The organism is Bradyrhizobium sp. AUGA SZCCT0283 (assembly GCF_018130385.1).
In the GTDB taxonomy this organism is placed as follows: Bacteria; Pseudomonadota; Alphaproteobacteria; order Rhizobiales; family Xanthobacteraceae; genus Bradyrhizobium.
In genome coordinates, this window is record NZ_JAFCLU010000002.1 from 376,139 (window position 1) to 398,564 (window position 22,426).

The 22,426-nt window shown below is 63.3% G+C and carries 19 protein-coding genes, 1 tRNA gene and 1 pseudogene; 1 reads left to right on the forward strand and 20 read right to left on the reverse strand.

Annotation, left to right across the window (positions count from 1 at the left end):
• Positions 1-25: 25 nt before the first annotated feature.
• The 14 genes and pseudogenes from JQ624_RS05235 to JQ624_RS05300 form a co-directional block, all read right to left on the reverse strand.
• Entirely contained in the window at positions 26-1,024 is a 999-nt protein-coding gene (locus JQ624_RS05235; RefSeq protein WP_212417770.1) for an ABC transporter ATP-binding protein, read from the reverse strand.
• A complete protein-coding gene (locus JQ624_RS05240; protein WP_212417771.1) occupies positions 1,021-2,010 on the reverse strand; it encodes an ABC transporter ATP-binding protein in 990 nt (329 codons plus the stop codon). The genes JQ624_RS05235 and JQ624_RS05240 overlap by 4 nt, the downstream gene beginning before the upstream one ends.
• 50 nt (positions 2,011-2,060) lie before the next feature.
• Complete coding sequence (locus JQ624_RS05245) at positions 2,061-2,984, reverse strand: ABC transporter permease (protein WP_212417772.1); 924 nt, start codon at positions 2,982-2,984, stop codon at positions 2,061-2,063.
• Complete coding sequence (locus JQ624_RS05250) at positions 2,981-3,922, reverse strand: ABC transporter permease (protein WP_212417773.1); 942 nt, start codon at positions 3,920-3,922, stop codon at positions 2,981-2,983. The genes JQ624_RS05245 and JQ624_RS05250 overlap by 4 nt, the downstream gene beginning before the upstream one ends.
• A 17-nt stretch (positions 3,923-3,939) precedes the next feature.
• The gene (locus JQ624_RS05255) at positions 3,940-5,544 is read right to left on the reverse strand and encodes an ABC transporter substrate-binding protein (protein ID WP_212417774.1); all 1,605 of its coding nucleotides are present in this window, start codon (positions 5,542-5,544) and stop codon (positions 3,940-3,942) included.
• A gap of 228 nt (positions 5,545-5,772) precedes the next feature.
• A complete protein-coding gene (locus tag JQ624_RS05260; RefSeq protein ID WP_212417775.1) occupies positions 5,773-6,942 on the reverse strand; it encodes an amidohydrolase/deacetylase family metallohydrolase in 1,170 nt (389 codons plus the stop codon).
• Positions 6,943-7,023: 81 nt separating this feature from the next.
• Positions 7,024-8,397, reverse strand: coding sequence for an amidohydrolase family protein (locus tag JQ624_RS05265; protein WP_212417776.1), 1,374 nt, complete (start codon positions 8,395-8,397; stop codon positions 7,024-7,026).
• Positions 8,394-9,977: an ABC transporter substrate-binding protein gene (locus JQ624_RS05270; RefSeq protein WP_212417777.1), complete on the reverse strand. Its 1,584-nt coding sequence runs from the start codon at positions 9,975-9,977 to the stop codon at positions 8,394-8,396. Before JQ624_RS05270 ends, JQ624_RS05265 begins: the two co-directional genes overlap by 4 nt.
• A gap of 37 nt (positions 9,978-10,014) precedes the next feature.
• Positions 10,015-10,899, reverse strand: coding sequence for a polysaccharide deacetylase (locus JQ624_RS05275; protein WP_212417778.1), 885 nt, complete (start codon positions 10,897-10,899; stop codon positions 10,015-10,017).
• Entirely contained in the window at positions 10,886-11,698 is an 813-nt protein-coding gene (locus JQ624_RS05280; protein ID WP_212417854.1) for an ABC transporter substrate-binding protein, read from the reverse strand. The genes JQ624_RS05275 and JQ624_RS05280 overlap by 14 nt, the downstream gene beginning before the upstream one ends.
• 16 nt (positions 11,699-11,714) lie before the next feature.
• A pseudogene (locus tag JQ624_RS05285) lies at positions 11,715-12,478 on the reverse strand (amino acid ABC transporter ATP-binding protein).
• 8 nt (positions 12,479-12,486) lie between these two features.
• Positions 12,487-13,332: an amino acid ABC transporter permease gene (locus tag JQ624_RS05290; RefSeq protein ID WP_212417779.1), complete on the reverse strand. Its 846-nt coding sequence runs from the start codon at positions 13,330-13,332 to the stop codon at positions 12,487-12,489.
• A complete protein-coding gene (locus JQ624_RS05295) occupies positions 13,329-14,153 on the reverse strand; it encodes an ABC transporter substrate-binding protein (protein WP_212417780.1) in 825 nt (274 codons plus the stop codon). Before JQ624_RS05295 ends, JQ624_RS05290 begins: the two co-directional genes overlap by 4 nt.
• Position 14,154: 1 nt before the next feature.
• A complete protein-coding gene (locus JQ624_RS05300; RefSeq protein WP_212417781.1) occupies positions 14,155-15,153 on the reverse strand; it encodes an N-carbamoyl-D-amino-acid hydrolase in 999 nt (332 codons plus the stop codon).
• A 149-nt stretch (positions 15,154-15,302) separates the two neighbouring features.
• Between JQ624_RS05300 and JQ624_RS05305 the strand changes: the two genes are divergently transcribed.
• Positions 15,303-16,202 carry a LysR family transcriptional regulator gene (locus JQ624_RS05305; RefSeq protein WP_212417782.1) on the forward strand — a complete coding sequence of 300 codons (900 nt, stop codon included), beginning with the start codon at positions 15,303-15,305 and terminating at the stop codon, positions 16,200-16,202.
• Positions 16,203-16,303: 101 nt separating this feature from the next.
• On the opposite strand, the gene dinB is transcribed toward JQ624_RS05305, so the two are convergent.
• From dinB to mnmA, 6 genes are all read right to left on the reverse strand, one after another.
• Positions 16,304-17,551: a DNA polymerase IV gene (gene dinB / locus JQ624_RS05310; protein ID WP_212417783.1), complete on the reverse strand. Its 1,248-nt coding sequence runs from the start codon at positions 17,549-17,551 to the stop codon at positions 16,304-16,306.
• 270 nt (positions 17,552-17,821) lie between these two features.
• Complete coding sequence (locus JQ624_RS05315) at positions 17,822-19,021, reverse strand: adenylate/guanylate cyclase domain-containing protein (protein ID WP_212417784.1); 1,200 nt, start codon at positions 19,019-19,021, stop codon at positions 17,822-17,824.
• Between the two features lie 583 nt (positions 19,022-19,604).
• Positions 19,605-19,681: transfer RNA gene (locus JQ624_RS05320), tRNA-Met, on the reverse strand.
• Between the two features lie 114 nt (positions 19,682-19,795).
• Complete coding sequence (locus tag JQ624_RS05325; protein WP_249129402.1) at positions 19,796-20,122, reverse strand: hypothetical protein; 327 nt, start codon at positions 20,120-20,122, stop codon at positions 19,796-19,798.
• A gap of 152 nt (positions 20,123-20,274) precedes the next feature.
• Positions 20,275-20,913, reverse strand: a complete 639-nt coding sequence (locus JQ624_RS05330; protein ID WP_212417786.1) for a class I SAM-dependent methyltransferase — start codon at positions 20,911-20,913, stop codon at positions 20,275-20,277.
• A gap of 21 nt (positions 20,914-20,934) precedes the next feature.
• Positions 20,935-22,134: a tRNA 2-thiouridine(34) synthase MnmA gene (gene mnmA / locus JQ624_RS05335; protein ID WP_212417787.1), complete on the reverse strand. Its 1,200-nt coding sequence runs from the start codon at positions 22,132-22,134 to the stop codon at positions 20,935-20,937.
• Positions 22,135-22,426 lie beyond the last annotated feature (292 nt).

Sequence of the window (22,426 nt, forward strand, 5' to 3'; positions counted from 1 at the left end):
CTGGTCGGAAGGTTGCAGCACGGGATCAGTGAGCGGGTCCCGGCGGTTCCGGCAGCGCGTTGAGATGACACGCCACCCATTGACCGCCTTCAGCCGACCGAAGCTCCGGCTCTTCCGTCCGGCAGCGATCGAACACGTATGGACACCTGGTGTGGAAGCGGCAACCGTTGGGCGGATTGATCGGGCTCGGCACGTCGCCCTTCAGGATGATCGGGTTGCGAATGGCCCCGGGCTCCGGCACCGGCACGGCCGATAGCAGCGCCCTGGTGTAGGGGTGCCTCGGCGCGGTGAAGATTTGCTGCCTTGGCGCCATCTCGACGATCTTGCCGAGATACATGACGGCAACACGATGCGTCATATGCTCGACGATCGCCAGATCGTGGCTGATGAAGAGCAGCGCGAGGCCGAACTCCCGCTGCAGATCCTGCAACAGGTTGACGATCTGCGCCTTGACCGAGACGTCGAGCGCCGAGACCGCCTCGTCGCAAACGATCAGTTCGGGTTCCGCGGCAAGCGCCCGGGCGATGCCGATGCGCTGGCGCTGGCCGCCCGAGAATTCGTGAGGCCGGCGGCCCAGCGCGTCGCGCGGCAGACGCACGGTGTCCATCAGCGCAACAACCTTCGCCTCGAGTTCGGCGGCAGATTTGGCGAGGCCGAAATTGCGGATCGGCTCGGCCAGAATATCGCGTACGCGCATGCGCGGATTGAGGCTGGAGAATGGATCCTGGAATACCACCTGGACGCGGCGGCGCATGCTGCGCAGCCCTCCGGGTGAAAGGTCGTCGATGCGCTGGCCATCCAGCACCACCTGACCGCCGGTGATGTCGAACAGCCGCAGGATAGCCCGGCCGACCGTCGACTTGCCGCAGCCGGATTCGCCAACGAGAGACAGCGTCTCGCCACGCTCGACCTCAAAGGACACACCGTCCACGGCATAGACCCAGTTGGACTTGCGGCTGAACAGACCACTGCGGACCGGAAAATGCTTCTTGAGGTCGTTGACCTGGAGCAGCGGAGGACTCATGCCGCGGCCGCCTCCTTGCGCGCGTAATGGCAGGCCGCGATGTGGCGGGGTCCCTTCTCTTCGAGACCCGGGGCAACCTGCCGACAGAGATCGGTCGCCAGCGCACAGCGCCCGGCAAAGACGCAGCCTTCGATCCGCCCCTTGAGGCTCGGCACCTGGCCGGGAATCTCGGCGAGCCGCCGCGCCGCACCTGTGAGGGACGAACCGAGCTTGGGCACTGCGCCAAGCAGGCCCTGCGTATAGGGATGACGAGGGGAGCGGAACAGTTCAGCCACCGGCGCTTCCTCAACCTTGCGGCCGGCATACATGACCATGACGCGCTCGGCGATCTCAGCGACGACGCCGAGATCGTGGGTGATCAGAACGATCGCCGCGCCGACGCGGCGTTTGAGGTCCAGCATCAGTTGCAGGATCTGCGCCTGGATCGTGACATCGAGCGCCGTGGTCGGCTCGTCGGCGATCAGGAGCTTTGGATTGCAGGCGAGCGCCATGGCGATCATCACGCGCTGCCGCATGCCGCCGGAGAGCTGATGCGGATATTCGCGCACGCGCCGCACAGGCTCCGGGATGCCGACCAATGTCAGCATCTCGATGGCGCGCGCCTCGGCCGCCTGCTTGTCGAGCCCCTGATGCATCCGCAGCGTCTCGCCAATCTGACGGCCGACCGTCAGCACCGGATTGAGGCTCGTCATCGGCTCCTGGAAGATCATCGAAATGTCGTTACCACGGATGGCGCGCATCTCGCGTTCGGAGAGTTGCAGCAGATCCTTGCCCTGGAAGCGGATCGAACCCGCAATCTTGCCCGGGGGCTCGGCAATCAGCCGCATCAGCGACATCGAGGTAACCGACTTGCCGCAGCCGGATTCCCCGACGATAGCCAGCGTCTCGCCTTCGCCGACATGGAAGGAGACGCCGTCGACGGCCCGATTGATACCTTCGGGCGTTCGGAAATGGGTCTGCAGATTGTCGACTTCGAGTAGCGCCATCAGATCAAAACCTCGTCGAAAAGCCGGTACGCACTTTTCCGGATCATGTGCTACAGGCTCTTGGCCATTCGCGGATCGAGCGCGTCACGCAGGCCGTCGCCGAGCAGATTGACGGCGAGCACGGTGACGGACAGAAACGCGGCAGGAAAGAACACGATGTAGGGCTTGACCTGCCACAGCGCCCTGCCCTCGGCCATGATGTTGCCCCAGGACGGAATGGTGGGCGGCGTGCCGGCGCCGATGAAGGAGAGAATCGACTCCACGATCATGGCGCTGGCGCAGATATAGGTTGCCTGGACCAGCATCGGCGCCAGCGTGTTGGGCAGGATGTGGCGCAGGATGACCATCGGCGTTCGCGTGCCGGAGGCCGTGGCAGCGTCCACATAGGGCTGCTCGCGCAGTGACAGCACGACACTGCGCACCAGCCGCGAGACACGCGGGACTTCGGCAATCGTGATGGCCAGGATGACGTTGCCGACACTCGCGCGTGTCAGCGCCATCAGCGCGACGGCAAGCAGGATCGGCGGTATCGACATCAGCCCATCCATGAACCGCATCAGGATGCTGTCCGCCCATCGCACGAAACCCGAAACCAGGCCGATGGCGAGACCGGCGAGTGAGGACAGTACAGCTACCGATAAGCCCACGGTGAGCGAGACCCGTGCCCCGTAGAGCACGCGTGAATAGATGTCGCGGCCCAGCAGATCGGTGCCGAACCAATAATCCGCGGAAGGCAAGCGCGTACGTTTGGCGGGCGCGAGCGCAGTCGGATCGACGGTCCCGAGCCAGGGCGCGAAGATCCCGACCAAGACGAGGCAGAGCAGCAAGACGCCGCCGATCGCAACCGTCGGATGATTGCGCAGGAAACCGAACACGCCGCGCCGGATTGCCACCGGCAGCAGCAGGTCCGGCAGTTGCGGCGCGATGACGAGGCCCGGTGGCACCGGTGCCGTGCTTGATGTGGAGATGCTCAATAGCGGATCCTCGGATCGACCAGGGTGTAGGTGACGTCGACCATCAGGTTGACGAGCACATAGAGGAAACTGAACAGCAGCACGATGCCCTGGATGACCGGGTAATCGCGGCGCAGGATCGCGTCGATCGTCAGCCGGCCAAGTCCCGGAATGGCGAACACGCTTTCGGTTACCACCGCGCCGCCGATCAGTAGCGCGATGCCGATCCCGATCACCGTCACGATCGGAACGGCTGCGTTTTTCAGCGCGTGAACGAACAGGATGTTGCGCTGGCCGAGACCTTTGGCCCGGGCGGTGCGGACATAATCCTGCTGCAGCACCTCGAGCATGGAGGCGCGGGTAATGCGCGCGATCAGCGCGATGTAGACAGAGCCGAGGGCCAGGGCGGGAAGAATGAGATTCTGCAGCCACGGCCAAAGGCCTGCCGCCAACGGCGTGTAGCCCTGCACGGGAAGCCATTCGAACTGCAGCGCGAACACGTAGGCCAAGACGTATCCAACAACAAAGACGGGAAGCGAGAAGGCGAACACGGCGAACGCCATGATGGTGCGGTCCACCCAGCTTCCCGCCTTCCACGCCGCCACCACGCCGAGCGGCACCGCCACAAGGATGGTCAGGACCAGCGTGATCGCCATCAGCGAGAACGTCGGCTCGATACGCTGCGCGATCATCGAGGCGACCGGCAGGTTGGTGAAGATCGAGGTGCCGAGATCGCCATGCAGGATATTCCAGAGCCAGGTCCCGAACTGGACCAGAAACGGCCGGTCGAGGCCGAGGCCCTGGCGTATGCGCTCAACGTCGGCGGGGCTCGCCTGGTCGCCTGCGATCACCGCGGCCGGATCGCCCGGCGCGATGTAGAGCAGGCTGAAGACGAACAGCGCAACGATCCCCATCACGGGCAAGGTCGAGAGAATGCGCCGGAGGATATACGAGACCATGTGGGTTTATTGCACCGTCATGCGGTCTTCGATACGCCCCAGAAGAACGGCAGCGGCCCCTTGGCGATGCCGGAGACGTTCTTGCGCCACGCCGTGTAGCTCAGGAAGAAGCCGGTCGGCGCATAGACAACGTCCTCCATCGCCGCCTTGTTGAGGCGCTTGGCCGCGGCCTTCTCCTCATCGAGATTCTTGGCGTCGAACCATGCCAGGACTTCCTTTTCCACGGTCGCGCTCGTGGGCCAGCCAAACCACGCCTTGTCGCCATTGGCGCGAATGGCGTTGTAGGCGGCGGGATTGATGCAGTCCGCGCCGGCGTGCCAGGTGTGAAACATCCCCCAGCCGCCCTGGCCCGGCGGCGTTTTCTGGGCGCGGCGCGAACCGACCGTGCCCCAATCGGTCGCGACGAAGTCGACATTCATGCCCATCTGCTTCAACAGATCCGCGGTGACGTCGCCCTGCGCCTTGGTGATCGGTTGATCCTGCGCCACGACGCAGGTGACCGGCTGGCCCGAATAGCCGCTCTCGGCCAGCAGCTTCTTTGCCATTGCGAGATCGCGCTTGCCCTTCAGGATCTCGCCGCCCTCTTCCGTGTAGAGCGGCGTATCCGGCGTGAAGAACCCCGGCAGCGGCTTCCAGAGCGACGCATCGTCGCCGACCAGCGCGCGCATGTAGTCTTCCTGGCTCAGCGCCGCGAGCACGGCACGCCGCACCTTCACATCGTTGAAGGGCGGATGCAGGTGGTTCATCCGGAATGAACCGATGTTGCCCAGGGGATCGGCGATGTCGACGTTGATGTTGCGGTTCTTCTTGAGCGACGGCACGAGATCGGTGATGGGGCTCTCCCACCAATCGACCTCGCCATTCTGGAGTGCTGCCGCAGCCGTAGCCGGATCCGGAATCACCACCCATTCGATGCGGTCAACCAGCATCTGCTTGCCGCCGGCGAGCCAGGATGCCTTCTCCTGCCGCGGCGTGTAAGCGGCAAACTTCTCGAACACCGCCTTGGCGCCGGGCACCCATTCGCCCTTTGCGAACTTCATCGGGCCCGAGCCGATATATTCGGGGATCTGCTTGAACGGGTCGGTCTGGGCGATACGCTCCGGCATGATGAACGCACAGGGCGTGCTGTTCTTGCCCAATGCCAACAGCATCTTCGGATACGGCGCCTTCAGCGCCCATTTGAAGGTCCTGTCGTCGACGACGATCAGCTCGTTCTGGATCGCCTTGAGCATCAGGCCCATGGGATCGCGCGCCGACCAGCGCGTCAGGCTCGCCACCACATCTTTGCTTAGCACCGGCTCGCCATCATGGAATTTGAGCCCCGGCCTGAGCCGAAAGGTCCAGACCAGACCGTCGTCGGATACCTCCTCGGACTCAACCGTCTGGCGCTGTGGCTGCAGCGTGGCGTCGAGGCCATAAAGGGTGTCCCACACCAGCGCGGCGGCGTTGCGCACGACATACTGGGTCCCCCAGATCGGATCGAAATTCGCGAGATTGGCCTGCGGCACAAAGCGTAAGGTGCGCGCCGCAGCGCCTTGGGAAAGCGCCGGCATCGAGAGGCCGCCCGTCGCCGCCAGGCCGCCGACCCCGGCCAATCCCTTCAACACAGTCCTGCGATCCATGGAGCTCTCCTAGTCTCAGGTTGTTATGGTGGCTCCGGCCAATTCATTGGCCGGAGGTTCGACGCCGCGTGAGGTGAAAGGGCTAGTCAAACCGATGCCAATCAGTCTCCTTTTTCCTGCAAGCGGTATGCCAGCACGGCCCGCCCGCGCGGCTGCCAATTTCTAGCCGCCCATACTGGAAGCACTTTCGAGCGATCACATTTTCGCGCGGTCATATCCATTGGCTGCCTAACCTGCGAGCTGTTTGAACTTCGACGATTGCTTCGGGTGCCACCAACGGCCGGCAATGACGACGCCTTCGGACACGATCTTGCGGTCGCCGATCAGGTGCTCGCCGATGACGTCGATATAGTCGAACTGGCCTTGCTGGACCGAGATGAGGGTGGCGTCGCCCGCGCTTCCCGGCTTGAGGCTGCCAAGTTCGGGACGCCGCAGCGCCATCGCCGCATTGACCGTCGAAGCCGCGACCACGTCAGGGAGCAGCATGCCCATGCACAGAAACTTGGACATGGTCGTCACCTGATCAAAGGCCGGCCCGTCGATGCACAGGGCATGGACATCAGAGGAAATGGTGTCGGGATAGAAGCCATTGGCAAGCATCGCGCGTGCGGTCTTGAAGGCGAATGAGCCTTTGCCGTGGCCGATGTCGAACAGCACGCCGCGTTCGCGCGCCTCCAGCACCGCCCTCTTCACCGTGCCCTGGGCGGTGGCGGGCGTGTTGGGGAACGGCCGGAACGCGTGCGTGAGGACGTCGCCCGGCCGCAGGCGGGCGAGCACCTCATCGTAGCTCGGCGGCGGATGGTCGATATGTGCCATCAGCGGCATGCCGACCTCTTCAGCAACTTCGAGAGCGATTTCGAGCGGCACGATCCCCGAAGTGCCGGAGGCGTGGAGCCCTACCCGCACCTTGATGCCGACGATGAGGTCGCGGTTGGCCTCTGCAACCGCGACGGCGTCGATCGGGTTCATCAGCCGCATCTCCTCGCTCTCGCCGACCATGACCCGATGCGAGAAGCCGTAAATGCCGGCGTGCGAGACGTGCAGATAGGCCAGAATGCGGACCTGGCTCGGCTCGATGACGTGCTTGCGGAAGCCGGCGAAATTACCCGGGCCGGCGCTGCCGGTGTCGACCGCCGTGGTGACACCGGAGGTGCGGCAGAACTCCTCGGCGTCGATGCCGAGCGAGGTGCCGCCCCAATAGACGTGGGTGTGCAGATCGATCAAACCGGGGGTGACGATGTAGTCAGACACGTCGCGCACATCGGTTCCGGAATCAGCCTTGAGCTCGCTTCCGACCATGACCACCTTGCCGCCCGCGAAGGCAACATCCGTCACGGCGTCGAGCTTCTGGGATGGGTCGATCACCCGGCCGCCGCGCAGGATCAAATCGATGGGCATTGTAGTCTCCTGATTTGACAGTGAAGGAAACGGCGAGACCGCGTCCCGCCTTTCCATGTCTGCGCATGCGTCGACGAGCCGTCAGCCATTGAAGGCCGCCTGGGCTTCCGGCAAATTCCAGATCTTGCCGATTGCCGCGTTCGCGGCCGCCATCATCGCGGTCTCGTCGCCGTGAATGTACCGGCCGGCATTGATCAGCAGACGCCCGTCAACGATGACCTGATCGATGTTGGCACGGTTTCCGAGCGCAACGAGCCCGCGGCGCGGGTCGAACAACGGCTGTAAATGGGGATGGGTCAGGTCGACGACGGTCAGATCGGCGGTGGCGCCCGGCGCGATCGTCCCGAGGTCCGGCCGCTTGATGACCGCCGCCGCGGTTGCCGTGACCGACTCGATCAGGTCAGGTGCGTTGGCTACATCCGCGCGGGCGGACGCAATCTTCGAGATCATCGACGCCGCGTTGAGTTCGCCAAGCAGGTCCATATTGTAGCCATCGGTTCCGACCACCGTCCGCACGCCGTGCTCCACGAACCGGCTGAACGCCGCGGTAACGCCTGAGCGCGCAAACACGCGCGGACAGTTCAGCACTGTGGCGCCCCTCGCCGCCATCAGCTTCAAATCGCCATCGGTGCTCGCGATGCAGTGCGCGGCCATAAGGTCAGGCGCCAGAAGGCCAAGCCAGTCGAGATATTCGGCCGGCGTACGACCGCCATGACGGGTCCCGATCGTCGCGACTTCGGCCTGGCTTTGCGCGAGATGGGTGGTGATGGGAATGTCGAGTTCGCGCGCGCGGGCGGCGCACGCGCGCAGCAGGTCCGGACCGCAGGTGTCGGTCGCGTGCGGGCTCATCGCAAGGCCGATCCGGCCGTCGCCGCGTCCATTCCAGCGATGGTATAGCCCGTTCCAGGTATCCATATCGGCCTGGCCGTCATCGCCCGCGTAGCGCACCACGCCGTCCGGCCCCGCCTTGGCATCCGAGGTCGAAAACAGATACGGCGCGCCATAGAAGCGGATTCCCATTTCCTCGGCAGCGTCGAACATCTCCGGAATGGTGTTGCGGAACGGCTCCATCACCGTGGTGGCGCCGCCCTTCAGCAATTGCAGAATGCCGAGCCGCGCGATGGCGAGCCGCTCCGACGGCGATAGCAGCTCAGCGCCGCGCTTGGTCAGGGGCAGCAGTACCGTATAGACGATGCTCTGGTTATTCCGGCGACCATTGCCGTCCTCGGTGTGCGTCCGCGCGACGGCTTCGCTGAAGCAGTGGTTGTGCAGGTTCAGAAGTCCGGGCAGCACGAAGCGGCCCGGTCTGTCGAAGACCTCGGTGGCGGACGGCCGGTCGCGGGTGACGGCGGCGATCCGCCTGCCTTCCAGCAACACCCAGTAATCGCGCAGCACCTCCTGCGCGCCATCCCTGCGCGAGAGCACATAGCTGCCGAAGATCGCGACCGTGCTCATGCCGGTTTCACATTCCAGAAAACGGCCGTGCCATCGAGGACGCCGGTGATGTTCGAGCGGTACGCGGTTGGTTGCTTGTACTGACCGATCGGGAAATAGGGAATTTCCTCGAAAGACAACGCCTGGATATCGCGGCAGATCCGCTGTTGCTCGGCAAGGCTGGCGGCGGCGAGCCACTGGCTTCGCAACGCGCCCATCTTCTCGCTCTTGTACCAGCCGGCCGTTTTGCTGTCGCCGCGCAGGTTCGAATTGCCGGCCGGGTTCAGCCAATCGATGCCTTGCCAGTTGCCAACGCCGGCGCTCCAGCCGCCCTGGGCGACGGGATCCTTTTTCAACTGCCGCTGCAACACCACGCCGAAATCCAGCCCGGCATATTCGACGTTCATGCCGGCCTGCTGCAACATGTCGGCTGCGATGTCGCCGAGCGGCTTTTGTGCAAGCGAGTTGGTGGGAACGAGCAGCACCACCTTCTCGCCATTGTAACCGGCGGCCTTCAGATCGGCCTTGACCTTCGCCATGTCGCGCGGCCCGCGGAACACATCGAGGCCGACATCGCTCGCCATCGGCGTACCCGGCGCGAAGAAGCCGATCGGCGAGGATTGATAGGCGGGATCATCGCCTGCAACCGCGGTCATGAAGGCGGACTGGTCGATCGCGCCCAGCAGCGCCCGGCGGATGGCGGGATTGTCGAACGGCGGCTGCAGATGGTTCACGCGCAACATGCAGGCGTAGCCCCGCGGATCGAGAATCCGCGTGGCGATACCGCCGCTACGCTTCAGCACCGGCAACAGGTCGTGCGGCGTCGTTTCCTGCCAATCCTGCTCGCGCGTTTGCAGCGCAGCCACCCCTGTCGCCGCATCCGGCATCGTCGTCCAGACGACGCGGTCGTAATGAACGATCTTGGGACCGGCGGTCCAATCGGGCTTGCCGTCCTGACGGGGCTGATAGCGATCGAAACGGGCATACACGTTGCGCGCGCCCTGCACGCGCTCGTCAGCCACGAAGCGGAAAGGACCGCTGCCCACGACCTCGGTCAGCGGCTTGAACGGATCCTGGCTCGCCAGCCGCTCCGGCATCATGAATGGCGCCTGGATCGCGGCCTTGCCGAGCGCCGCCGGCAGCAGAGGGAAAGGCCGGCTCAGCCGAAAACGGATGGTGCGGTCGTCCGGCGCCGATAGTTCGTCCGTTGCGGCCATCAGCTCGGCGCCGAACCCGTCGCGGGCCGCCCACCGGCGAATGCTCGCGACGCAATCGCGCGCCAGCACCCGCTCGCCGTCATGCCATAGCAGACCGTCGCGCAACGTCAGGTCCCACTGCCGCCCGTCGCTGGAAACAACATGTCCGGACACCATCTGAGGCGAGACCTCGAGCGCCGAATTCATGCCGTAGAGCGTATCGTAGACCATGAACCCGTGGTTTCGTGAAACCTGCGCCGTCGAATAGATCGGATCGATAAAGGTCAGGTCGATCACCGGAATAAAGCGCAGCGTGGTCTGCGACTGCGCCCGCATGATTCCCGGCAGCGACAACGCCGGCGCGGCGGCGGCGGCCTTTAGCAGTGAACGACGGGAAACAAGCATCGATGACTCCTAAAACGATATGTGGCCCGCACGATTCTCAGGTGGTCGTTGCTTCGTGACTTCTGAAATTCGCCGCGATCGCCTCTCCGGTGGTAATCCACAGATCGGGGCAGGATTTGGCATAGGTGAGAAATTCCCGCAGCAGTCGAAGCCGCATCGGACGGCCGCTGCATTGCGGATGCAGCACGGTCGTAACCATCGCGCCCCAATCCCTGACCTCGTCGAGCTCATCCTTCCAGATCGAGAGCACATGCTCTTTCGGAAAGATCGGCCGCGGGCTGAATCGGGCAGAGAGACCGTGCATCCAGTCGTCGTAGCTTGCCGTCACCGGAAGCTCGATCGTGCCCGGCCTGCCATCTGCAAGGCGATGTCGGTAAGGCCGCACGTCGTCGCGAAAGGACGAGGTGTAGACGATACCGTGGCGCACCAGCGCCACACGCAGCTCTTCGGTGAATTCGCCGTAAGGCGCCCGATAGCCGGTCGGCTTGACACCGAGCCGGCGCTTCAGCGCCTCAAACCCCCGCTCCAGCTCCTCCTCGATCCAGGGGTCGCCCGGATCCGGCAGCAGATGGTGATACCCGTGGTGACCGATCTCGTGACCCGCCTTGAGAATGGCCTCTGCCATCGCCGGATGCGCATCCACCGACCAGCCGGTGACGAAGAACGTCGCCTTCAGATCGAGCTGGTCCAGCAGCTCAAGGAGTTTCGGCGTGCCGACGCGCGCCTCGTAGCCGCCATAACTCATCGTAATGAGGCGCTGGGCGTGAGCTGCGTCCTTGCTGGTCCAGGCGCTCTCCGCATCCACGTCGAATGAGAGGAACATCGCTGACGTATAGGGTTTGGGCCAGGGATAGTCCGGAGCCGGCGGCGCGGTGTTCGCGGGAATGAGCGGAATGCTCGCGAGCGCTTTACTGTCCAGCATTGATGGTCGCCTTCTCTACGCCGTAGTCGGTCAATTTCCACTTCGCCAGCAAAGCACGGTAAGTGCCGTCTGCGATCAGCGAGTCCAGAGCCTCCACGACCGCATGCTGCAGCGCCTTCTCTTTGACGTTCAAAGCGAGCCCGGTGAACTGAACGGCGAACACATCGCCGATCGGGACATAGGTGCCCGGCTCGAGGTCCATCATGTAGGGAAGCGTCTCGCCGCCCTGCACGGCCGCATCGATTCGTCCTTGCCTTAGCTGGGTCCGGGCATCGGCCGATCCCTCCGTGCCGACGAATTGAACCGGGTTGCCGCCGCAATGCGCCTCGCTCCAGGCTGCGATCAGCTTCGGAAAGGATGTGCGCCGGCTGGCGCCGACCTTTTTCCCGCACAATGCCATCGTGTCCTTGAACTCGGCAGCGCGCGATTGCTGCACGAAAAAGCGAGGCCCGTTGCGAAGGTAGTCGACAAAGGTCGCCGTATCCTGCCGGCTCGCCAGGTCCGTCATGCCGGACAGGATCGCATCCACCCTCCCCGTCGCAATCGCGGGCATCATCTGGTCGAAACTGGTTTCGTGCCAGACGATCTTGAGTCCAAGCTTCCTGCCGAGTGCCTCGCCAAGCTCGACATCGAAACCGGTCAACGTATTGGTAGCGGGGTCGCGAAATTCCATCGGCGGATAATTCGGTACGATGGCGATCCTGATGCTGCCCTGCCTGGCGATTTCCGCAGGTAGCTCGACCGCCACGACCGACGCATTAGCCGCAACGAGAAAAACGGCTGCAAGAATACCCTTCATCATGAAATTCGCTCCATCAGATCACCGCGGAAAGAAACGACTTGGTGCGCACTTCGCGGGGCTTACCGAGAACCTCGGCCGCTGGGCCGGATTCCACGATCGCGCCGTGGTCCATATAGACGACGGTATCCGCCACCTCCCGCGCGAAGCCGAGTTCGTGCGTCACCACCATCATCGTCATGCCGCTGCGGGCAAGCTCCTTCATGACGGTGAGCACCTCGCCGACCAGTTCGGGATCGAGGCACTGGTCGGTTCGTCGAACAGCATCAGCATCGGCTTCATGGCGAGCGCGCGGGCAATCGCCACCCGCTGTTGCTGTCCGCCGGAAAGCTGTGAGGGATAGGCATCGGCTTTCGCCGCGAGCCCGACGCGCCCCAGAAGCTCCATCGCCTCCGCCCGCGCATCTTCCTGCTTGCGGCCCTGCACCTGCACCGGACCTTCGGTGATATTTTCAAGCGCGGTCTTGTGCGGGAACAGGTTGAAGCGCTGAAATACCATCCCGGTCTTCAACCGCTGGCGCGCGATCTGCCGTTCGGTGAGGCGATGCAATCGCCCGCCTTCCTCGCGTACGCCTAGCAACTCGCCATCCAGCCAGATGCCGCCGCTGTCGATCGACGTAAGCTGATTGATGCAGCGCAGGAGCGTCGTCTTGCCTGATCCCGACGCCCCGATCAGGCAAAGCACCTCACCGGCCCAGACGTCGAGTGAGACCCGATTGAGGGCTTGAAACTCCCCAAAGTTCTTGCTGACCGAACGAATGGCGACGAGGGGACGGGTCATCGGGTGATCTACAATGCTCCACGCGCGAAGCGTCGTTCGAGAAGCATCTGCAAAGGCGTCAGGATCGACACGACGAGCAGATACCAGGAGCCGGCAACGATCAGGAGTTCGATCACGCGTGAGTTCGCGTAATAGATATTCTCGGCGTTGTGCAGCACCTCCGGATACTGGATGACGCTGGCCAGCGACGTGGCCTTCACCATGCCGATGAATTCGTTGCCGAGCGGAGGGATTACGACCCGCATCGCCTGAGGCAGGATGATCCGGCGCAGCGCGCGCAGCCGTCCCATGCCGATCGCCTGCGCGGCCTCATATTGTCCGACGTCGACCGACAGCATGCCCGCCCGCATCACCTCGGACGTGTAGGCGCCTTGATTGATCCCGAGGCCGAGCAGCGCGGATAGAAACGGCGTCATGACATCGACGGCCCGGGCTGACCAAAGACCCGGAATGCCGATCGTCGGAAACACCAGCGCGAGGTTGAACCACAACAGCAGCTGCAGGATCAGCGGCGTGCCGCGGAACAACCAGGTGTAGCCGGCGGCGACGGACGCCAGAACCGGATTGGACGAGAGCCTCATGATCGCGACGACGACGCCCAGAACGATGCCGAGGGCCATCGCAAGCACCGCCATCACCATGGTGTTGGTGATACCCTCGAGGATCACCTTCGCGGTCAGGAAGCGGCTGACATAGGTCCATTCGATCTGACCGTTGACGAAAGCGCGACCGATCGCAGCCAGTACGACGAGAATCGCTGCCGCGGCGAGCCATCGCCGCCAATGCGCCTGACGCGCAACCGTCATCCCCGAAATATCGGGAAAACCCTCCGCAAGCGTGGGTGCCGCTCTCATTGCGTGGACGCATTCATCATCGGCTGGGCTACCGCGTTCGCGCCCAATCCGTATTTGTCGAGAATGGCCTTGTAGGAGCCGTCAGCGATCATGGCGGCGAGGTGCTGCGTCACCACCTCGCGCAGCGCCACGTCGTCTTTCCGGAACATGATGCCCTGATAGCCGGTGGCGAACGGTTCACCTACAATGCGGTACTTCCCAGCCTCCTGCCCTTGCGCGTAGGGCAACGTTTCACTGCCCTGCACCGCAGCGTCGATGCGGCCCTGCTTGAGCTGGTTGCGGACATCGATGCTGTTTTCGCCGGGAACATATTGCACGGCGGGCTTGCCGCTTGCCTCGCAGTTCTGCTTGCTCCACTTCTCGATCTCGACCGGGAAGCTGGTGCTGCGCGTCGTTCCAACCTTCTTGCCACAGAGATCGATGGGAGACTTCGCTTCATTCTCCGCCAGGACGAAGAATTGCGGACCTGTCGCCAGATAGTCGATGAAATCGGCGGCCTCGCGCCGCGAGCTGCGGTCCGAAATGCCGCTGATGATGAAATCGGCGCGATTGGTCTGCAATGAAGGAATGAGCTCGGCGAACGGCGTTTCGCTCCAGATGATCTTCACGCCGAGCCGCTTCGCGATTTCGTTGGCGAGATCGATATCGAGCCCGACGAGCTGGTTTGTCGTGGGATCGCGATACTCCATGGGGGCGTAGGTCGAGTTAACCGTCAGCCGCAATACGCCCGCCTGCTTGATCGGTTCCGGCAGTTCGGCGGCTTGCGCAGATGCAACAGCAACGAGCGCGGCGATAGCAACGGAGAACCGGAGACGCGTCATATCAGTTCCTTCCGCCCACACTGCGACTGACCGCTTGATGTTTAGGAGCATCGAACGCGGCCGGTTCGACGACGCCTGCACGCTCCGTGATGACTGTGTATTGCTCAGGCCGCCGGTGCGCGGCGAAATTGAACATCTTGTCCTTGCCCTGGCGACAGAGATCGAGGTCGAGGTCGGCGACGATAATTTCGTCGCTAAGCGTTTGCGCCTCGGCGACGATCCGACCGTTGGGATCCACGATGCAGGAGCCACCGATCAGCCCGGAGCCATCCTCGTTCCCCGCCTTGGCGACCGCGATCGCCCAGGTGGCGTTCATGTAGGCATTGGCCTGGGTCACCAGCTTGGAATGGAAGGTGCGCAGCGCCGCATCCTCGGAGACACCGCCGTTTGGATCGTAAGCGGCGGAGTTGTAGCCGACGCAGACCAGTTCGACGCCCTGCAGGCCCAGCACACGCCAGGCTTCCGGCCAGCGGCGATCATTGCAGATCATCATGCCCATGATCGCGCGACTCCAGTCCGGCCCCGCCCTGAAGGCAGGAAATCCCAAATTGCCATATTCGAAATAGCGCTTTTCGAGCTGCTGATAGGCTGCGCCGGCACGCGGCTCGACCGAGCCGGGCAAATGCACCTTGCGATAGCGCCCGAGAATTTCGCCGTCGCTATCGACCAGGATCGAACAGTTGAAGCGCCGACCGTCCGATGTCAGTTCGGCGTAACCGACGTAGAAGCCGATGCCGAGCGCCCGGGCGCGATCGAACAAGGGCTGCACGGCCGGATTGGGCATCCCGCGCTCGAAGTAATGATCGAGTGCGTCGCCTTCGATCAGCCATCGTGGGAAGAAGGTCGTGAACGCAAGTTCAGGGAAAACAACCAGTGTCGCGCCGCGCGCCGCCGCCTCCTCCAGCTGCGCCAACATCCGGCCAAGCGTATGCTCTCGCGAGTCCGCTTTTTGCGTCGGCCCCATCTGAGCGGCGGCGGCGCGGAGAACTCGAACCAACATTGCCTCCAATCTGAGCGGACTGCTTACTCAAGAGGCGGATGATCCCGCTCCGATAGCGCTCCGATGCAGGGGTGATTACGCGGAAGCGCAGCCCTAAACGCAATCACTCGTGCTATGATATTTTCAGCGAGACAATAACCGGTAGTTATATGAACCTGCGCCAATTGGAGATCCTGCGTGCGGTTATCCGCCATCGCACCACGGTCGCGGCGGCGGAGGAACTGGCACTGTCGCAACCGGCGATCAGCAACGCGCTGAAGGCGATGGAGGCGCAGGCGGGATTTGCGTTGTTCGAGCGTGTCAACAACCGGCTGTTCCCGACATCAGAGGCGATGGCGCTCTACAAGGAAAGTGAAGCGATCTTTGCGCTCCACGCCAAACTCGAAAATCGCGTGCGCGACTTAAGGGAGTGCCGCTCGGGGCTTCTGTCGATCGTGGCGACGCCGCCACTGGCCTACAGCATCATTCCACGCGCTCTATCGGACTTCCTGCGCCGCCGCCAGCAGACGCGCGTCTTCTTCGATGTACGACGTTATGAGGGAATCATCGACGGCGTGTCGAGCAGGGTCGCAGAGCTCGGCTTCGCGCTCGGGCTGTCGCATCATCCCGGCATTGCGCATGAGGTCGTTCATACCGGCGAAATGGTCTGCGTCCTGCCGCCGAACCATCCGCTGGCCGATCGATCGGTCATTTCCGCTTCCGACCTTGTCGGCTTGCCCTTCATCGGGCTGGAGCGCGGCACGCGATTGGGCGAAGCCGTGCGCGAGAGCTTTGCGCAGGCCGGCGCGCCGTTCCAGCCCACCGTCGAGGTGCGATACTGCAATACAGCCTGCGTGCTCGCGGCCGCCGGCGTCGGCGCGGCGGTCGTCGATCCGTTTTCGCCGCGCCAGGGCGGCGGCCAGGATCTGACTGTTCGGCCGTTCACGCCCAAGACAGCGGCCGTGGCCTATATGCTGTGGTCCGAGGCCGAGCCGCTTTCGCGCCTCGCCAAGGCGTTCCTGAATGAAGTCCGGCAGGCGAGCGGCTCCCTCGACCAGGATGCCTCTTGAGCGTTGAATAATGTGCAAGGGGCGCGCTCGGCTTGCGGTAAGCAGGCCGAATGTCCCTGGTGCGCACCATGAGAACGCATCTCGGACACATGATGTGACGGTCACAGGTCCTTTTCGGCGAGCTCGCGAAACTCGTCGGGAACGGAACGAGAGATGCCCAGCGCCACCGAGCCGTATCCAATAGCATCCCATCCGAAGCGATCGCGAATCTTATCGACGGCACGGTCGGCCGCCCATCGTGCCATGCCTATTTTGGTACCGGGGCAGCGGCGTTCATCTTGAAGTCCGAGCGGAAGTTCAAGCTCCAGATCCCAGTTCTCTTCGAGATGCGACACAGAGATCGCCAGGAGCGAGATGGTCCTCTCATCCGGGTGTTCTGCGAGGATAGCGCGCACGAGATCCTCGGCAATCTCGGCGAGGATCACGGTCGCGGAAATCGGTGCGTCGAGCGTTACCGACCGGGTGACCGAATTTAGATTGGCGAAGCGAACGCGGACCGTCACGGTTCGGCCAGGCCTGGATTTAGCGCGGAGCCGGGTGCCGATTCGGTCAGCGAGGTGGAGAAGGGTTGGTCGAAAAACCTGCTCTTCGGCAGGCTTCCTGCCAATTGCCGATTGCGCTCCTGCCGATCGAGCCCGGCGGTGAGCCTTGATTTCCCGTCGATCGCGATTCCATGCCAGCGCTGCAAGTTTCTCTCCTGCCGCGTGACCGAGCAACCGCTCAAGCGACCATCCCGGTGTCTTTGACAGCTGTCCGATGGTTAGCACGCCGATCTCGGCGAGCCGCACCTTCGTGACCGGACCCACACCCCACATCAACTCGACGGGCAAGCGGTGAAGGAATTTCAGTTCGGTGTCGGGATCGACGACCATCAGCCCGTCGGGCTTGGCCACCTGCGAGGCAATTTTTGCCAGATGCTTGGTGCGCGCCACACCGACCGAGATCGGAAGGCCAAGCTCCGCCCGCACGCGCTGGCGGATCGCCCGCGCAATTTCGGCAGGCGCACCGAAGAGATGGGTGCAACCCGCAACGTCGGCAAAGGCCTCGTCAATGGAAATCCGTTCTACGAGCGGCGTGAAATCGCCGATCACTTTGATGGCGGCATCACCCAGCCGTTGGTATTCCCTAAAATGCCCGCTGACAAAGATGAGTTGCGGACAGAGTTCGCGCGCTTGCCGTCCCGGCATGCCGCCGCGGACTCCGAAGGCCTTGGCTTCGTACGAAGCGGCAAGCACAACCCCACCACCGACGGCAATCGGTTTGCCGCGCAACGAAGGGTCAAGCAGCTGCTCTACGGAGGCATAGAAAGCATCCAGGTCCGCATGGAGGATGGTGGCTGTCGTTGCCATCCCGACCGTTCGCCCGTGACGTTTCGAAGAGGTCTCGCAGAGAGAACATAATGAGAACGAAGGCGACCAGTGTCAAGGGATCGGGACAAGAGATCGGGAAATGAATGCGCAGACACCAACCTGACAGAAAGCCGCGGCTCCCTACCTGTCTTTCATTGTCTAAGCTCTTGTTGCGGGGACTAGCAAAACCGAGACCGACATCCGCCGATACCAGCCGTTTGAGGAGATCACACCCCCTTGACGGCTCGGCGCCTGGCGAAAGATCGGCGTTCAGCTGTGATACGCAAACAGCTCGATCGGGTCGTTGAAGCCGCGTACCGGATATTCGCCGATGCGTTCGAGATCGAAATCGCTTTCGACAAGATCGGCGAACGCGCGGGACAGCAGCACCGTTCTCCCCAATTGTTTGGTGAGGGTTTCGAGACGCGAAGCCATGTTGACCGCAGGACCGATGACGGTGAAGTCGAGCCGGCTGCGCGACCCGATATTGCCGTACATGACGTCGCCGACATGGACGCCGATGCCGTAATTGAGCGGCGCACGACCGGTTTCGCCGTTCTTTTCGTTCAGGGCAATCATGGCCTGACGGGCTTCGGCCACGGCATGCAGCAGATTTGCGCAGGCCGACGGCTGGCTGAGCGGGAAAATGGCGAGCAGACCATCGCCGATGAATTTCAGTATTTCCCCGCCATGTCGCGCGATCGGCTCCGACATCGCGTCGAAATAGCCGTTCAGGAGATCAATGACGTCATCGCGCGGCCAGTTGTCGGAGATCCGGGTGAAATCACGCAGATCACAGATCATGATGGCGGCGCGTACCGTCGTTCCGCTTCCGCGCCGGGTGGCGCCGGCCAGAATGAGCTCGCCGGCATGCGACCCGACATAGGTTTCGAGCAGCGTTCGCGCCAGCCGGTTCTTGATACGGATTTCGCTGACCAGCGCCAGAACCGGCAACAGTTTCAACAGGCCGGCGATCTGCGCGTCGTCGAAACCTCCGGGCCGGTCGGTTGCAAAGGTCACGATATGCCGCTTGCCGAGCGTATGGTACAGCGGCCACGCCACATAGTCGGTCAGGCCTTTCGCCCGCATCTCGTCATAGACGGCGTGCTGGCGGCCCAGCGAGCGATCGCGTTCGAGATTCTCGCGCACCTCGGTGGCCCCGTCATGGATTTCGTTGGCGGGACTACCGATGTATTCGGATCGCTCCCTGACATCGTAGTCAACCCTCGCAAGCTCGGCCTCGCGCATCCCGTCGGCCCACATGATCCGGGCGCCAAGCCATTGCGGATGGTGGATCAGGATGTGAAGCGTTGCTCGCTTGACGGGAATGCCCGCCCGCTGGAGCCGGACACATAGCTCGGCGAAAATATTGTCAATGAAGCGCTCATCGCGCGTGCCGTTTGTCAGCCAGTCCGCAACGTCGCTGTCAGAATGCGCGTTGACGGGATCGATGTTTGGCGGCGCGCTCATATCTTGCTCCCAAGCAGTGACCTGGACCAACGGTACAGGATATGTCGTGTCCGCGCTCGACGGCGTCAACGGAGTCCGCCGCAATCTGCTTGCGCACGTCGGGTTGTCGGCGGGGTGCCGCGTGTCCGGCGCGAGAGGACGCAGCGGTAGCGCCGCGCGCTCCCTTTCAACCCATAACTCGCCCGCACGTTGATTGCCGGCAAATTCAACGGTGCCATCGTCATCGAAATCCCGATCAGTCTGCCGCGCTCATGGAGGCGCCGCAGGCTAAAATCACCATGCCGAACGAGCATCGGCCACCAACTGCCGGCGAACACCGTATAGAGAGCTCGCGGTCCGCCTGATGTCTTTCATGATTGCCGGGGGGAAGCTGTGGTCGTTCTCGAACTGCTCCGCGCACGCAATAGAGCACTTTGATGCCTGCTTTGTTGCAGATGCCCGGAGCCTTGACACCGGGTGGTTCCTCGCTGCCGCGAGGCGGAATCCAATCTGTTGATTGCCGGGCGGCAAATCGAATCCTTCACTCCCGCGAGGGAGCTCGCGGGAGTGAGAGGATCGCAAGTCTTTGAATTTGCAGCGCTCTTGGTAGCGAGAGAGGGACTCGAACCCCCGACCCCAGGATTATGATTCCCGTGCTCTAACCAGCTGAGCTACCTCGCCACGGTTCACCGTCGCGGCACACAACACCGCATTCGCGAACGCGCGGCATATAAGGAGTGGGTCGCGGACCTGTCAAGCAAAGCCAACGGTCCGGCCAAGCATCTGCAACATGCGCTATTTCGGCCGGATTGTCGGGTCGCCGCCGGGGCTGCCGGGTGGCGGAATCACGGGCGTCTTGCCCGTGTCCGGCGCCGGCGCGTGCATTTCAGGATCGACGCCGGCCGGCGGACACAATACGCCGTCCGAGCGCGCCAGCTTGTCGCCGAGCGGCTCGGCCCGCTGGCCGGTGGTCGTTCCTTCCGGAACCGCGGTGCCGGAGTGCGGCGCAGGCTGCATCGGCGCGCAATTGACGGTGCGCTCGGGCGATGGCGGCGCGGTCCGGGCCGGGGGCGTCGTCGGGCCAGGCGGAGCCTGTGCGCCCGCCACGTCGGCAGCCGCCATCAACACACATGAGAGAAGAAGTGCGCGTTTCATTGCCATATAGAGGAAACGGCCTGCACTCGCGGAGGTTCCGCAGTCCAACTATCGCTTTTTATTTGACGCGTTTTCTTAACGCGAACCGGCGTCCGCTTCGCTTGAAAACGCTATGCGCTTCACGATTTCCGAAAACGGATCAGCGAAAAATGTCCCATCGGCGGCATTGGGCGCCGCTCGGTCAGGGTGACGCCGCCATGTTTGGCGGCCCAGTTGGTCAGGCGTTCCCACGGGAATTCCGGCCGCCAACCCAGCCGACGCGCCAATGGCGCGAACGCCAGCTCGAACATGCGGCGCGGGCCGCTTTCGGCACCGATGTGATTGACCAGAATGAGCTCGCCGCCGGGTTTCAGGACGCGGATGAAATCATCCAGCGTGCGCTCCGGATCCGGCACCGCCGTGATGACATATTGCGCCACCACCGCATCGAAGTAGGAGTCCTTGAACGCGAGATTCTTGGCGTCCATCACCGCAAGCGTTTCGACATTGGTCAGGCCGAACTCGCGCACGCGCCTGAGCGCGCGGCGCAGCATCGGTTCGGAAATGTCGACGCCGCATAATTTCGTGTTGCGCGAATATTCAGACAGCGACAGCCCGGTGCCGACGCCGACATCGAGAACGCGCCCGCCGATCTTGTCGGCTTCCGCGATGGTCGACCGGCGGCCCTCGTCGAACACCTTGCCGAACACGAGATCGTAGACCGGCGCCCAGCGCCCATAAGCCTTTTCGACCCCCTCGCGGTCGATGTCCCCAGCCATTCCCTCTGCCCCGATTTTTTCTTAACTGCGCATCACCTCGGCGAGCGGCGCGGTCGTTTGCTGTGCCCCTGCCCTCGCCGCCGCAATCGTTGCGGTCGCGCTCTTGATGAATCCGCCGCCGAGCACCCGCGCCTGTCCCGCCGGCGCGTCGTAGAACACGCAAGCCTGCCCGGGCGACACGCCCTCTTCGCCGGCGACGAGTTCGACCTCATAACCACCATCGACCGCGCGCAGCCATGCCGGCTGCGGCGCGCGCGTCGAGCGCACGCGCACGAACATCTCGATGCCATCGCCGATGACGCGATCCAGCAGCCCGTCGCCGATCCAGTTGACGTCACGAAGGCGGATCCGATCCATCCGCAACGCCTCGCGCGGTCCCACCACCACGCGGCGGCTGGCCGCGTCGAGCTTGACGACATAGAGCGGCGCGCCGGAGGCGATGCCGAGCCCCTTGCGCTGACCGACGGTGAAATGAACGATGCCGTGATGCCGGCCGATGACGCGGCCTTCGAGATCGACGATGTCGCCGGGCTCGATCGCGCCGGGCTTGAGGCGGCCGATGATGTCGGTGTAGCGCCCGGTCGGCACGAAGCAGATGTCCTGGCTGTCCTGCTTGTCCGCGACTTCGAGGCCGAAGCGCCGCGCCAGTTCGCGCGCCTGCGGCTTGGTCATATCGCCGAGGGGAAAGCGCAGATAATCGAGCTGCTCGCGCGTGGTCGCGAACAGGAAATAGCTCTGGTCGCGATCGGCGTCCGCAGCGCATACCAGCGCGCGCGATCCGTCGGCGAGGCGGCGCGAGGCGACATAGTGTCCGGTCGCGAGCGCACTCGCGCCGAGTTCGCGCGCGGTCGCCAGCAGGTCGCGAAACTTGATCGAGCGATTGCATTCGATGCAGGGCACCGGCGTTTCGCCGAGCGCGTAGCTGTCGGCAAAATTGTCGATCACGGATTCGCGGAAACGGCTTTCATAGTCGAGCACGTAATGTGGAATGCCGATCCGCTCGGCGACGTTGCGGGCATCGTGAATATCGCGGCCGGCGCAGCAGGCGCCCTTGCGATGGGTGGCCGCGCCATGGTCGTAAAGCTGCAGCGTGATCCCGACCACGTCGTAGCCCTCGGATTTCAGCAAGGCAGCCGTCACCGAGGAATCGACGCCGCCGGACATGGCGACCACGATCCGCGTGTCCTGCGGACGGCCTTCGAGATCCAGACTGTTTCGCATGCCAGAGGTCATCGACTTCAATCGCAAGCGCGCTACGCGGCTCGCGGCCAGGGTTAAAACGCCTTTTATTATAAGGCCTTAGGGCATCATTCGGCCACACCGGGCCGGATTGAACGCCGCTCTTTAATATAGGCCGTATTCCCGCGAGGCAATCAGCCGATCCCCATTTTGGAGCGGCTCCAGGACGGCAAATCTTGCCGCCGGGCAGAAAAGGGGGTTGCGATCATGCCCCGCAATCTGGTTGTCATTTCCTGTAAGTTATTGAAATAATTATATATTATCTGCCGCGGTG

What these genes read in the sequence shown, in the direction of transcription:
- JQ624_RS05325 (WP_249129402.1), bottom strand. Translation starts at nt 20,122, where the DNA reads ATGGCGGCTGCCGACGTGGCGGGCGCACAGGCTCCGCCTGGCCCGACG.
- JQ624_RS05275 (WP_212417778.1), bottom strand. Translation starts at nt 10,899, where the DNA reads ATGCTGGACAGTAAAGCGCTCGCGAGCATTCCGCTCATTCCCGCGAAC.
- JQ624_RS05240 (WP_212417771.1), bottom strand. Translation starts at nt 2,010, where the DNA reads ATGGCGCTACTCGAAGTCGACAATCTGCAGACCCATTTCCGAACGCCC.
- dinB (WP_212417783.1), bottom strand. Translation starts at nt 17,551, where the DNA reads ATGGCAACGACAGCCACCATCCTCCATGCGGACCTGGATGCTTTCTAT.
- JQ624_RS05280 (WP_212417854.1), bottom strand. Translation starts at nt 11,698, where the DNA reads ATGAAGGGTATTCTTGCAGCCGTTTTTCTCGTTGCGGCTAATGCGTCG.
- JQ624_RS05250 (WP_212417773.1), bottom strand. Translation starts at nt 3,922, where the DNA reads ATGGTCTCGTATATCCTCCGGCGCATTCTCTCGACCTTGCCCGTGATG.
- JQ624_RS05330 (WP_212417786.1), bottom strand. Translation starts at nt 20,913, where the DNA reads ATGGCTGGGGACATCGACCGCGAGGGGGTCGAAAAGGCTTATGGGCGC.
- JQ624_RS05235 (WP_212417770.1), bottom strand. Translation starts at nt 1,024, where the DNA reads ATGAGTCCTCCGCTGCTCCAGGTCAACGACCTCAAGAAGCATTTTCCG.
- JQ624_RS05305 (WP_212417782.1), top strand. Translation starts at nt 15,303, where the DNA reads ATGAACCTGCGCCAATTGGAGATCCTGCGTGCGGTTATCCGCCATCGC.
- JQ624_RS05300 (WP_212417781.1), bottom strand. Translation starts at nt 15,153, where the DNA reads ATGTTGGTTCGAGTTCTCCGCGCCGCCGCCGCTCAGATGGGGCCGACG.
- JQ624_RS05260 (WP_212417775.1), bottom strand. Translation starts at nt 6,942, where the DNA reads ATGCCCATCGATTTGATCCTGCGCGGCGGCCGGGTGATCGACCCATCC.
- JQ624_RS05290 (WP_212417779.1), bottom strand. Translation starts at nt 13,332, where the DNA reads ATGAGAGCGGCACCCACGCTTGCGGAGGGTTTTCCCGATATTTCGGGG.
- JQ624_RS05270 (WP_212417777.1), bottom strand. Translation starts at nt 9,977, where the DNA reads ATGCTTGTTTCCCGTCGTTCACTGCTAAAGGCCGCCGCCGCCGCGCCG.
- JQ624_RS05255 (WP_212417774.1), bottom strand. Translation starts at nt 5,544, where the DNA reads ATGGATCGCAGGACTGTGTTGAAGGGATTGGCCGGGGTCGGCGGCCTG.
- mnmA (WP_212417787.1), bottom strand. Translation starts at nt 22,134, where the DNA reads ATGCGAAACAGTCTGGATCTCGAAGGCCGTCCGCAGGACACGCGGATC.
- JQ624_RS05295 (WP_212417780.1), bottom strand. Translation starts at nt 14,153, where the DNA reads ATGACGCGTCTCCGGTTCTCCGTTGCTATCGCCGCGCTCGTTGCTGTT.
- JQ624_RS05265 (WP_212417776.1), bottom strand. Translation starts at nt 8,397, where the DNA reads ATGAGCACGGTCGCGATCTTCGGCAGCTATGTGCTCTCGCGCAGGGAT.
- JQ624_RS05315 (WP_212417784.1), bottom strand. Translation starts at nt 19,021, where the DNA reads ATGAGCGCGCCGCCAAACATCGATCCCGTCAACGCGCATTCTGACAGC.